This window comes from Paenibacillus diazotrophicus, assembly GCF_042610465.1.
In genome coordinates, this window is the sequence record NZ_JBGJZN010000002.1 from 378,736 (window position 1) to 391,129 (window position 12,394).

At 55.3% G+C, this 12,394-nt stretch carries 11 protein-coding genes; 10 read left to right on the top strand and 1 reads right to left on the bottom strand.

The window, feature by feature from the left end:
• The first annotated feature begins 34 nt into the window (after window positions 1-34).
• From cbiB to ACAN54_RS13095, 10 genes are all read left to right on the top strand, one after another.
• The gene (gene cbiB, locus ACAN54_RS13050; RefSeq protein ID WP_379155162.1) at window positions 35-1,000 is read left to right on the top strand and encodes an adenosylcobinamide-phosphate synthase CbiB; all 966 of its coding nucleotides are present in this window, start codon (window positions 35-37) and stop codon (window positions 998-1,000) included.
• 7 nt (window positions 1,001-1,007) lie between these two features.
• The gene (locus tag ACAN54_RS13055; protein ID WP_379155165.1) at window positions 1,008-1,670 is read left to right on the top strand and encodes a histidine phosphatase family protein; all 663 of its coding nucleotides are present in this window, start codon (window positions 1,008-1,010) and stop codon (window positions 1,668-1,670) included.
• A gap of 341 nt (window positions 1,671-2,011) precedes the next feature.
• The gene (gene pdxR, locus ACAN54_RS13060) at window positions 2,012-3,472 is read left to right on the top strand and encodes a MocR-like pyridoxine biosynthesis transcription factor PdxR (protein ID WP_379155168.1); all 1,461 of its coding nucleotides are present in this window, start codon (window positions 2,012-2,014) and stop codon (window positions 3,470-3,472) included.
• 15 nt (window positions 3,473-3,487) lie between these two features.
• Entirely contained in the window at window positions 3,488-4,441 is a 954-nt protein-coding gene (locus tag ACAN54_RS13065) for a D-alanine--D-alanine ligase (protein ID WP_379155171.1), read from the top strand.
• Window positions 4,442-4,443: 2 nt separating this feature from the next.
• The gene (locus ACAN54_RS13070; protein WP_379155174.1) at window positions 4,444-5,649 is read left to right on the top strand and encodes an aminotransferase class I/II-fold pyridoxal phosphate-dependent enzyme; all 1,206 of its coding nucleotides are present in this window, start codon (window positions 4,444-4,446) and stop codon (window positions 5,647-5,649) included.
• Window positions 5,650-5,800: 151 nt separating this feature from the next.
• Entirely contained in the window at window positions 5,801-6,862 is a 1,062-nt protein-coding gene (gene cobT, locus ACAN54_RS13075) for a nicotinate-nucleotide--dimethylbenzimidazole phosphoribosyltransferase (RefSeq protein ID WP_379155177.1), read from the top strand.
• Entirely contained in the window at window positions 6,859-7,407 is a 549-nt protein-coding gene (gene cobU, locus ACAN54_RS13080; protein WP_379155180.1) for a bifunctional adenosylcobinamide kinase/adenosylcobinamide-phosphate guanylyltransferase, read from the top strand. The genes cobT and cobU overlap by 4 nt, the downstream gene beginning before the upstream one ends.
• The gene (gene cobS, locus ACAN54_RS13085; RefSeq protein ID WP_379155183.1) at window positions 7,404-8,210 is read left to right on the top strand and encodes an adenosylcobinamide-GDP ribazoletransferase; all 807 of its coding nucleotides are present in this window, start codon (window positions 7,404-7,406) and stop codon (window positions 8,208-8,210) included. The genes cobU and cobS overlap by 4 nt, the downstream gene beginning before the upstream one ends.
• Window positions 8,211-8,327: 117 nt before the next feature.
• On the top strand, window positions 8,328-9,935 hold the full coding sequence (locus tag ACAN54_RS13090; RefSeq protein ID WP_379155186.1) for a cobyric acid synthase: 1,608 nt from the start codon (window positions 8,328-8,330) through the stop codon (window positions 9,933-9,935).
• A gap of 2 nt (window positions 9,936-9,937) precedes the next feature.
• The gene (locus tag ACAN54_RS13095; RefSeq protein WP_379155189.1) at window positions 9,938-10,264 is read left to right on the top strand and encodes a YnfA family protein; all 327 of its coding nucleotides are present in this window, start codon (window positions 9,938-9,940) and stop codon (window positions 10,262-10,264) included.
• Between the two features lie 144 nt (window positions 10,265-10,408).
• On the opposite strand, the gene ACAN54_RS13100 is transcribed toward ACAN54_RS13095, so the two are convergent.
• A complete protein-coding gene (locus ACAN54_RS13100) occupies window positions 10,409-12,097 on the bottom strand; it encodes a methyl-accepting chemotaxis protein (protein WP_379155192.1) in 1,689 nt (562 codons plus the stop codon).
• Window positions 12,098-12,394 lie beyond the last annotated feature (297 nt).

Sequence of the window (12,394 nt, forward strand, 5' to 3'; positions counted from 1 at the left end):
GCATTCACTGGAAACTGCTGCCGGGTGATGCCCGGTGACGCTTGCGATTATATTACTTGCAGCCTATGTGCTGGACCGGATCATAGGCGATCCGCGCAATCTTCCCCATCCGGTAGTGCTCATGGGGAAGGCGATCACAACCATTGAACGGCTCATCCGCCGCTTCTGCACTCAGCCGCGCGCGCTGAAGCGCGCGGGAGTGCTGCTCCCGCTGCTGGTGGCGGGAGGAGCCTGGGTGCTGACCGCAGTGCTTCTCTACCTTCTGTCCCGGATCTCGCCCTGGCTGGCCTGGGCAGCAGAGATCTGGCTGATCGCTACAACCATTGCCTCCAAAGGACTCAAAGATGCCGGGATGGCCGTCTATGAGGAGCTGCGCAAGGGGGATATCCCCGCAGCCCGGAAGGCACTCGGTATGATTGTCGGCCGCGACACCACGCAGCTGGAGAGCCCGGATATTGTCCGGGGCACATTGGAGACCGTGGCGGAGAATATCGTCGATGCGATTACTTCTCCGCTGTTCTTCGCCTTGCTCGGTGGAGCACCGCTGGCCATGGCTTACCGTGCAGTGAACACGCTGGACTCCATGGTCGGTTACAAAAACGACAAATACCTTAACCTCGGCTGGGCATCTGCCCGGCTCGATGATGTGGCCAATTACATACCTGCGCGGATGACAGCGCTGCTGTTAGTCTTGTGTGCCTGGCTGCTTCGTCTGGACTGGCGCAGCTGCTGGCGTATTGTGCGGAGCGATGCCCGCAGCCATCCTAGCCCGAACAGCGGCTATCCTGAATCGGCAGTAGCCGGAGCGCTTGGCATCCGGCTGGGCGGCGAAAATGTATACCATGGTGTAGCCTCTTTTCGCGCCTACATGGGTGATCCCCTGCGGACTATGGAGCCGGAGGATATCATCCTTGCCTCACGGCTAATGATGTGGTCTTCCGCCATATTTGTCTCTCTGTGTGCAGCGGCAGCGTTGCTATGGCAATGGATTGGAGGTTAAACCTGTGATGGCAAGTGACCAAGCGGGATTGATCTGCAAATACGAATTAGAGCTCGAACTTGTGCTTATGCGCCATGGACAGACTCTGTGGAATAAGGAACACCGCTATCTGGGCAGCACCGATCTTGCGCTGCTTCCGGAGGCGAAGGCAGAGCTGGCTGCACTGCCGCAACCGCCCGAACTTGCCGGGAACTTCTGGCGTGTATATTGCAGCGATTTGAGCAGATGCCGCGAAACTCTGGCCCTTATTGCCCCTGCGTTGATGCAGACGGCCAGCTATGATTCACGGCTGCGTGAGATGAACTTTGGCGACTGGGAAGGGCAGACCTATGAGCAACTGCAGCATCATTCACGCTATCGAAGCTGGATTGATGACCCTGCGGCGGTCACCCCGCCGGGCGGTGAGTCCTGGAGTGCATTCACTGAACGCGTGGAGCATTTTCTGTCTGGGCTGTTGCAATCGGCGGCAGCGGCTTCAGTCCTGGGGAACAGCGGGCATCCCGGGTCTATGCGGGTGCTGATTGTGACCCACGGCGGTGTGATCCGCCAATTGCTGGCAAGCACTATGGCTGTGAGCAGCTTCCGTGACACGGCGGCACCACCGCCGGGCACTCCGGTTACGGTCAGACTGCTGCTTCAGGGAGGACAATGGGATGTCCCCGCGAAGTGAACAATCCGGCTGCCACCCAGGCAACGATGATCTGGCTTCCAACAGAGTGGAACAAGGTGAGCCCAATTAGATTGGCTTTGTAGGAGCAATGTTTGCGGATTTATGTACCACCTTAACACTACCAGGAGCTCTGCGTACAAACGCTTATCCATTCGCTCTGAGAATCCTGGAAGTCTTCTGCTTCGAACCGCTTATCCCGTCTCCAGAAGAATCTCCGGAGAGATCCGGCTCCAAAAGCCTATCCATTCGCTCAAAGAACCACAGCGGGAAGAAATTTCCGGGCTGTGGTTCTTTTTTTACGGCGGGGACTGTGCCATGATAGCTATGGGGGCGATCGAAGCATGTTCAAGGATTTCAAGCTCATTGCCGGTCGGCCGGTATATATTCAAGTGAAGGATTACATGAAGCAGCTGATTCTCAAAGGCGCCCTCCAGGGCGGCCAAAAGCTGCCGTCCACCCGCGAGCTCAGCACACTGCTGGGGGTCAGCCGCAATTCCGTTATTTCCGCCTATGAGGCACTTGCGGATGACGGCTTCACCTACGCGGTGCAGGGCCAGGGAAGTTATGTATCACAAGCTGCAGCTGAGCAAGCCGGAAGTCCCGGGGATTCGGCCTGGACGGTGGACTGGAAAGAGCGGCTGAGTAGCCAGGCCCGGCTGGCCGAGGAACTGGATATTATGAAGCGCGGGATACGCGCGGCGAAGGGTACGATCTCTTTTACCAGCATCGCGCCCGATGAGAGCCTGTTCGATCTGGAAAATGTAAAGCGGGCGTTCATGGAGCGTATGGCGGTGGAAGGCAATGTTTTGCTGAATTATGGTTATGCCAAGGGGTATAAGCCTTTAATAGATTATTTGCGGCAATATATGGAGCACAAGGGAGTAAATACGCAGGGCAAAGACATTCTGATTACGAACGGATTTACGGAAGGGTTTGATATCGTATTGTCTGCGCTCGGCCGCAAGGCAGGAGCGGTACTCTGCGAGAATCCGACGCATCACACGGCGATTAAGAACATGAAGCTGCATGGTTTCGAGATTGCGGGTGTGCCTATGGAGCGGGACGGCATCCATCTGGGTGAACTGAGACGGGCGCTGGAGACACGTGAGTATGATTGTGCGTATTTTGTGCCCTCCTACCATAATCCAACGGGTATCGTCATGTCTCCCGAAAAAAGACAGCGGCTGATGAAGCTGATGGCGGAGTATAAGGTGCCGGTGATTGAGGATGGCTTCAACGAGGAGTTGAGATATTCGGGTTCCCATGTGGCGCCTCTGATCGCAGCAGCGGGCGGCGGGAATAGCGTGATCTATCTGGGGAGCTTCTCCAAAGTGCTTTTTCCCGGACTGCGGGTAGGCTGGGTGCTTGCGGACCAGGAGCTGATTTATTACCTGGAAAGTGTCAAAAGAGCGCGCACCATTCATACCTCGACACTAGATCAATCGATTCTGTATCAGTATCTGCTGGGCGGCAATCTGGAGAAATACCTGAAACGGGCGAGAGCGGAATATAAACGCAAATACGAGCTGACCCTGGCCTGCTGTCAGGAATATATACCGTATGCGTCACTCACCGGGGATGGGGGCTTGCATCTTTTTATTACGTTTGCTGAAGGGTTCAGCACGAGAGCGCTGCTGGCGGCGTGCCGGGAGCAGGGGGTTATTTTTACGGCGGGAGACAGGTTCTACACGGATGGGCAAGGGCAGAATACGCTGCGGCTGGGGTTCTCCAGGGTGGCTGATGCGGATATCCGGAAGGGCACTCAGATCATTGGCAGCATAGCACGGCAACTACTGGGATGAAGAGGGGTTATGGGAATGAAAAAAGTAGGCGTAATTATGGGCGGGGTATCCTCAGAATATGAGGTGTCGCTGAATACCGGCAGAGAAATGCTGAAGCATCTGGACCGCAGTAAATATGAAGGCGTCCCGGTAGTTATTACTTCGCGGGAAGAGCTGGTGGATGCGGTAAAAGGGCTGGGTTTTGCGCTGCTTGCTCTCCATGGTGCCTACGGCGAGGACGGAACTGTGCAAGGGACGCTGGAAACACTGGGCATTCCCTATTCGGGCAGTGGTGTCCTGTCCAGCAGCCTGTGCATGGATAAAGCTCTATCCAAGACCATTCTCCGCAGTAAAGGTGTGCATACACCTGCCTGGATTTGCTTGGACCGCATGGAGGATTTAGTGCCGGAAGCTGTCCAGCATCTCGGATACCCTGTGATGGTAAAACCGAATTCAGGCGGCTCCAGCATCGGCATGACGAAGGTGAATAGTAGTGCAGAGCTGCGGGATGCGGTAGAGAAGGCTTTTGCCGCTGACCGTTCGGTGTTGATCGAGGAATATACTGAAGGTCAGGAAATCACCTGTCCCATTCTTGGTGGAAAGCTGCTGCCGGTCATCGGCATCCGCTCACTTGGAGCAGACTGGTTCGATTATAGTGCCAAATATGAGCTGGGTGGTGCGGAGGAGCAGGTAATTCAGCTGCCTGCAGAGCTTGAAGAACGGGTTCATGCATTGGCTTTGACCTGCTATCAGGCGCTGAAGTGCACGGTATATGCGCGGGTGGATATGCTAATTAAGGACGGCATTCCTTATGTGCTTGAGGTAAACACACTGCCGGGTATGACCGAAACAAGCTTGCTGCCAAGAAGTGCGCTGGCTGCCGGTTATACTTTCAGCGGGCTGCTGGATGAGATTATCACGGGTTCGCTTGCAGAGCAGCGTGGGTTAGAGGCTGCGGTGGCGGTATCAGAAACGGCAGGGGGCTGTTAACTATGGTTAATTACAAACCGTTTCAGCAACAGAATCTCAGCACCCTGCTAAGTGAGCGGATTGCTCCGCGTGTACGGGAGATAGCGCCTTCGGGTATCCGTGCTTTTTTTGACCTGAGTGCGGGTAACAACGATATTATATCACTGGGTGTGGGCGAACCTGACTTTGCTACCCCTGAGCATATCAGAGCGGCCTGTATCCGTGCCCTGGAGCGCGGGGAGACGGGTTATACCCCGAATGCCGGACTGCCTGAGCTGAGGGAGGAGATTGCCCGCTACCAGCAGGAGAGCTTCGGACTGTCATATGAGCCTCTGGAGGAGGTGCTGGTAACGGTAGGCAGCAGTGAAGCCCTCGATTTGGCGCTGCGTGCCTTCACGGCTCCGGGCGATGAGGTGATCATTCCTTCGCCCAGTTATATTGCTTATTCGCCGATCGCCTATTTGAACGGGGGAACGCTGGTGGAGGCTGAGGCTACTGCGGAGCAGGGCTTCAAGCTTACTGCCGAAGCGCTGCGCAAAGCCATCACTCCACGCTCCAAGCTGCTGATGGTGAACTTCCCGAACAATCCCACGGGAGCAGTCATGTCTTATGAAGATTGGATACCGATTGCAGAAATCGTAAAAGCGCATAATCTGATCGTGCTCTCGGATGAAATCTATGCTGAACTGACCTATGACAGCAATCATGTCAGTATTGCCTCGCTTCCCGGCATGAAAGAGCGGACAATCGTAATCAGCGGCTTCTCCAAGGCTTTTGCCATGACCGGCTGGCGGGTAGGTTATGCCTGCGGGAACCGGGAACTATTGTCTGCAATGTTGAAAATTCATCAGTATACGGCGATGTGCGCACCCGTGCTGGGCCAGATTGCCGCGATAGAATCGCTGCGCCACGGATTACCAGACAAGAATAAAATGAAAGAATGCTTCCGGCAGCGCCGTACGCTGTTTGTTGAAGGACTCAGATCCATCGGGCTGCATTGCCATGAGCCGCAAGGAGCTTTTTATGCCTTTCCTTCTATTGAGCATACCGGAATGAGCTCAGAGGATTTTGCGCTTCGTCTACTGCAGGAAGCAGGGGTTGCAGCTGTGCCGGGACAAGTATTCGGCAAGGGTGGTGAAGGTCATCTCCGCTGTTCCTATGCGGCTTCCACGGCGAAGCTGACCGAAGCGCTCGAACGGATGGAAGGCTTTATGAAGGTAAAAATGTAATTGTAAGATTAATCTCTATCCCCTATAATCCATAAGGAAGAAATAGGGAGTAATAGTGATGAAATAGCTGGCGATCCGCAGCAGAGGGCCCTCTTCTTCAGAGAAGGGGGCCCTTCTACTATTCATGCAGGAACAAACAGGAGGCTAAATGATGATATCAGCAATTGAAGAAGTTACCGGACGGATTGCTCCGCCGGATGTACAAGCCGAACTGGATGCAGAACTTCGCCTGAACAGTCTGACCAAGCCGCCGGGAAGTCTAGGCCGCCTGGAAGCGCTGGCGGTCCGGCTGGCCGGCATCTCGAAGAAGGCGCAGCCCAGTTACGGCACGCGAACCGTTGTTGTAATGGCTGCTGACCACGGCGTCTGCTGCGAAGGGATCAGTGCTTTTCCGCAGGAAGTTACAGTGCAGATGGCTTACAATTTTCTCACCGGCGGGGCGGCGGTCAATGTCCTGGCCCGCCAGGCGGGGGCAAGCGTGCAGTTCGTGGATATCGGCATCAATGCCGAGCTTGAGCATCCGGAACTGATCAACCGCAAAGTGCGGCCGGGAACGGACAACATGGCAGCGGGACCGGCTATGAGCCGGGAAGAGGCCCTTCAGGCTGTACTTGTCGGTGTGAATGTGGCCCGGGAAGCGGTAGAGAATGGAACGGAGATTTTTATCACTGGTGAGATGGGCATCGGCAATACAACGGCCAGTGCCGCTATCCTGTGCGCCCTGGAGGGGATCCCGCCGGAGGTTGCTGTTGGCCGTGGAACCGGAATTGATAATGAACGGCTGCTGCACAAAATCGAAGTCGTGGCACGTGCACTTCGTGTGAATTCTCCGAACCCGGCAGATCCGCTAGATGTGCTTGCCAAGGTAGGCGGGCTCGAAATTGCCGGTCTGGCCGGTCTCATTCTCGGAGCCGCTTCCCTGCGGGTACCGGTTATTCTTGATGGATTCATCTCCGGAGCCGCTGCACTCGTGGCGAAGGCCATTGCGCCTGAATCCACAGGGTATATGATTGCTTCTCATGTGTCGAACGAACAGGGCCACAAGCTGATGCTGGAGCGCCTGGGGCTGGAAGCATTACTGGATCTGGGGCTTCGTCTGGGCGAAGGAACAGGAGGCGTGCTCAGCCTTCACCTGATTGACGCGGTCAGCCGGATCATGACTGAGATGGCTACCTTTGAGAGCGCCGGAGTATCCGGGGCTGAGGGGAAATGAGCATCCTAGTAACCGGGGGAGCGCGGAGCGGAAAAAGCGGCTTCGCCGAACGGCTGACGCTCTCTCTGGCAGAGCAGGCCGTATATGTGGCGACCGGACAAGCCTTCGATGAGGAAATGAAGCTACGGATTGACCGGCACCGCAAGCTTCGCGAAGCGGATGGCAGCGCCTGGGAGACGCTGGAGGAGCCGTATGCTCTGCCAGCACTTCTGGACCGTCTCTCTGGCGGAAAAGCGGTGCTTGTGGATTGCCTGACCCTATGGCTCTCCAATGTATTGTTGTCTGTAGAGGATCAGGAGGATAGACAGGAGCGGGTGGAGCAGGAAATCGCCCGCTTGGAGTACAGTGTATCGTCCTTTCAGGGGACGCTGGTGCTGGTTACGAACGAGGTGGGTGACGGCATTGTGCCGGAATATGCGCTTGGCCGGCTGTATCGTGATCTGGCCGGACGAATGAATGCGCTGTTGGCCCGGAGCAGCGAGCAGGTCTTTCTGGTTACCGCTGGCATTCCAATAGAGCTGAAGAGCAGGGAGTATCTGTTATGAGTGCGCGGGGAGATGCTGCCGCTGCCTTTCAGTTTCTTTCGCGGTTCCCGGTCAAGAGTAGCGGGGATTTCTCCCGGGACCTGCTGCAGCGAAGTGTGGTCTATTATCCGCTGGTTGGTGCTGCTATCGGGCTGAGCGCAGCTCTGGGTGCAGGAGTCGCGGCCTGGCTGCTGCCTGCCTGGCCGGCCGCCGTGATCACCCTCATCCTGTGGGTGGGACTGACCGGCGGCCTGCATCTGGACGGCTGGATGGACAGCGCTGATGCGCTGCTCAGCTACCGGACGCGTGAGCGGATGCTGGAGATTATGAAGGACAGCCGCGTGGGGGCCATGGGGGTGCTGGCCTGCGTGCTGCTCCTGCTGCTGAAGGCCTCGCTGCTAGCAGCATTCCTCGAAGGCAGCTCCTGGGTGGAGCTGCCGCTGCTCCTGCTGCCGCCGGTCTGGAGCCGCTGGTACATGGTGCGGGCTATGGCCCGCTACCCGCTCGCCCGCGGCAATGAAGGGCTGGCCGCCAGCTTTGGCGGGCTGCCTGCCCGGCAGGAGCGGCGCACGCTGCTGCTTGCGGCGCTGCTCTCGCTGGCCGCAGCCGCCGCGTCGCTGGCGCTGGGCGCGGACAGCGCCTGGCCGCAGCTGCTGGCAGCGGCCATCCTGGCGCCGGCCCTGGCGCTGGCCTGCGGCACGCTTGCGGCGCGGCGGATCAGCAGCCGGCTCGGCGGGCTCACCGGCGACGTGTACGGCGCGCTGAACGAGCTGCTGGAGGCGCTGCTCCTGCTCCTGCTGGTGCTGCTGCAGCATAACCTGTAACGCAACGCACCTTATAGTGTTTATCAGAGCCGGCCCATGTGTCGGCTTATCTTGAGTAAGAACAACTGCTTCGCCAGGACTCCGGCAGCAGACCAATAGCAAGCAAGGAGGCTTGGCATGGAAGATCAAGCAGAACCTACACAAATGAAGCCACAGCCTGCGGCTGTACTGATGATCCAAGGAACAGCATCGGATGTCGGGAAGAGCCTGGTTACCGCCGCGATTGGACGGATAATGACCCGCGACGGGTACCGGACAGCGCCTTTCAAGTCACAGAATATGGCATTGAATTCTTACGTTACTATAGACGGCAAGGAAATCGGCCGTGCTCAAGGCATGCAGGCTGAAGCATTCGGCATTACAGCCACCACTGACATGAATCCGATTCTGCTGAAGCCCTCCGGCGAGATGAGTGCGCAGATCGTAGTGCACGGTGTGCCGCATACAGCACTGAGCGCACGCGAATACCGTGAGAAATTCCTGCCGGAAGCTAAGAGTACGGTGATGGATGCGCTTGGACGGCTGCGGGGTTCTTACGATGTCGTGTTGATGGAAGGCGCGGGCAGTCCGGCTGAGATTAACCTGAAGGCGAGAGACATCGTCAATATGAATCTCGCAGGCTGGGCGGATGCGCCGGTGCTACTGGTTGCCGATATTGACAGGGGCGGTGTATTTGCTTTTCTGGTCGGCACCCTGGAGCTGCTAGAGCCGCATGAGCGGGCCCGTGTCAAAGGCTTCATCATCAATAAATTCCGTGGTGACTTGTCCCTGCTGCAGCCCGGACTCGATTGGCTGGAGCAGCGTACAGGTATACCAGTTCTGGGTGTGCTGCCCTTTCTTCCGCATCTGCGGATCGAAGCGGAAGATTCCGTAGTTCTAGAAGGAACGTCGGGACGGTTGCAGGCAACCCAGGGTCAGGAGCTGGATATCGCCATCATCCGCTACCCGAGAATCTCCAACTTCACTGATTTTGATCCCCTGGAGGACGAGCCGGATACGGCAGTGCGTTATGTGACAGCCGCTGATGAGCTGGGCACGCCGGATGCCATCATCCTGCCGGGGACCAAGAATACGGGCGCTGACCTGGATTATCTGCGGGAACAGGGGTTCCCGGCAGCTATCACATCCGCGATGAACCAGGGAACAAAGCAGCTTGTAGGGATCTGCGGCGGGTATCAGATGCTGGGCATGAAGCTGTATGACCCGCATGCGGTAGAAAGTAATGAACCAGGCGAAAGGGAAGGGCTTGGGCTTTTGCCGCTGTCCACCTCCTTTCTCCAGCAAAAGACTACAGTACGCACCAGAGGTAAGCTGGCCGAGAACCATCCTCTGCTCCTGGGAGGAATGCCTCCCGGAACGGAACCGGAGCTTTCCATTGAAGGATATGAAATTCATATGGGGACCACTACGAACATTGCGCCCTCCTCGGTTAGACCCCTTTTTCACCTAACCGGAGCGGAAGGGAGTCCTCAGCCTGAAGGTTGGGGAACGCCGGATGGCCAGGTCTGGGGTACCTATCTGCACGGGCTATTCCACAATGACGGCTTGCGCAGAGCTTGGCTGGATGGTCTGAGACTCGCCAAAGGGCTTGCGCCGATTGCGCAGACTTTCTCGGCAGGAGCGCTGCGCGAACAGGAGTTTGATCGGCTGGCGGATAATGTGCGTGCGAATCTTGACATGGCTGCCGTCTATGAGATCATGGGATTAACTCAACAAGGGAGGTAACCATGGTCATAGCGGTTCTGCTCTTTATCGTTGCTGGTCTGGCCGAGATTGGCGGCGGTTATCTGGTCTGGCTGTGGCTGCGCGAATCGCGCCCGCTCTGGTATGGAGGGGTTGGAGCACTGATTCTCGTTGCCTACGGGATTATTCCTACCCTGCAGAAGTTTCCGTCCTTCGGCAGAGTCTATGCCGCCTATGGCGGAGTCTTCATCGTGCTGGCCGTACTGTGGGGCTGGCTGGTTGACAAAAAAACACCGGATCTCTACGACTGGATCGGTGCCTCTATTTGTGTCATCGGAGTGGCTGTCATTCTCTGGGCGCCAAGACATTGAGGGGAAGGGACTGGGGTACCGCACCACCTTCCAATGCATAATTTTCACAAATACAGTAACACAAACAGCAACGGGTGCCATTCCATCATAGAACGGCACCCGTTGCTGTATGCTTTTGCAGAGATACACATCATTCTTGCCTAACTAAATCTTGAACTGTTGTACCGCTTCCTGCAGCTTCACGGCTTGCTGGTATAAATGTTCTACAGTCTGTGCATGAACTTCAAGCTCCTGCCGCTGGCGTTCGGAGTTCACGGCAAGCGTGTCCGCATTTTGCTGCGATTTGGAAGTAATCTGAGCCGTTTCTTCCACGGAGGCGCTAACCTCCTCGGTGCCTGCCGAAATTTGCTGAGTAGCGGCTGATACAGACTGGATGCTCTGGTTGATGCTCTGAATGAGAATCAGCAAGTGGCTAAAGGCATCTCCGGCTTCAGACACTTTGCCTACACCGGAAGCGACCTCTGCATTCACCTGATTCATTTCTTCCACCGACCGGTTCATGTCCTCCTGCAAGCTAAGCAGGAACTCACGGATTTGTTCATTCGATTCCTTGGATTGCTCAGACAGCTTGCGGACTTCTCCGGCAACCACCGCAAAACCGCGGCCATGCTCGCCCGCTCTTGCAGCTTCAATGGAAGCATTCAGCGAGAGCATTTGAATCTGCTTCGTGATCTCAGTAATTCCCTGGACGACTTCACCGATCTGCATCGAGCGCTCATTCATGCTATGGAACTGCTCCAGTGACTTCGCCGAAGCTTCGGCCACGTGGCGCATTTGCTCTACCGCACTTTGGGCGATGTCGTTGCCGCCCGTAGCTTTATCGGAAGCTTCTATGATCTGTTCGGTAACCTCGCCGGCAGCTGAAGCAATATGCTGGATGCCGATATTAATCTCATCCATCGCCCGGGAATTATCCAGCGCGCTGCTCGCTATGGCAGTGCTGCCCTTGCCGATTTCTACAACAGACAGGGAAGATTGCTCAGCCATCCCGTTCAGGACGTCGGTACGTTCCTTCAGATCGTTGGAATCTGCGACCACAACGCCCGAGGTATCCAGTACATGTCCAATCATCTCTTTCAGTCTCTCGCTCATGGTCCGGAAGCTCTCGGCTAGCTGGCCTACTTCATCGCTCCCTTTGATCTCGAGCTGCTGGGTGAAATCACCGCCGGCCAGCTTATTGCTGTAGGCCGCAAGCTGTGTGATCGGACGTGTGATTCTGCGGGTCATAAGCAGTGCAGCGCCTACACCCACGATCAGCACACCCAAAGTGATCCCTGCACTGATCCAGAGGATACTGTTCATTTTTTCCTGGACAAAGGCAACATCCGAACTTGCTCCGATGACCATCGTAGTGCCGGGAACTCCGACATACGCAGTCTTATGTATTCCGTGGCTATCACTATAAATTTCACTGAGACCGGCTTTTCCCTTGGCAGCCTGCTCCATGGCGGGTTGTACCTTGATGCTCTCATTCGGCTGCAGCTTCGCTCCGTGATCCGCAGTGAGTACGGTAGCTTTGCCTTCCTTCAAATCGATGAGATAGATCGTTTCAAGATCATGCTGTTTGCGTTTATCCTGAAAATAAAACTCGATCGTTGTCTTGGATTGCTCGTTTTTGTTCAGGGTCTGCTGGGCATGTGCCGCATTCATATTCTTATAGATATCCTGCGCTGAACTGGTTAGAATTTTGTCGATTTGCGGGATCACATAACTGTCAAAGGTATTGATAGATATGAAATAATAACTGGTACTTAATAGAGCAGACGACAGCAACAGAACAATGAACAGTAAAAGCGTAAATCTACGGCCAATTGACTTTTTGAATTGAAACATTTCATTCGCTCCTTTTCCTTCAATTACACTTTCTATCCCATGCCAATGCTTTGGGCAATGCAAGCAGCAATATATTCCGTTGGTATAGGTCATATATGAAGCTATCATTTCCGGGAATGTGATTGATAACTATTCTATAGAATTAACCTCAGGTTGAATAGTGAAAATTTGCTAAACGCTGAAAAAATTTCAGAAATTTTATGTATTTTTATCGAATATTTTAGCTGTATAGCAAAAATAAAGATTTCAACTCACGTTTTCGAAAATATAATATTTCATAGCATGTTAGATTTGGTT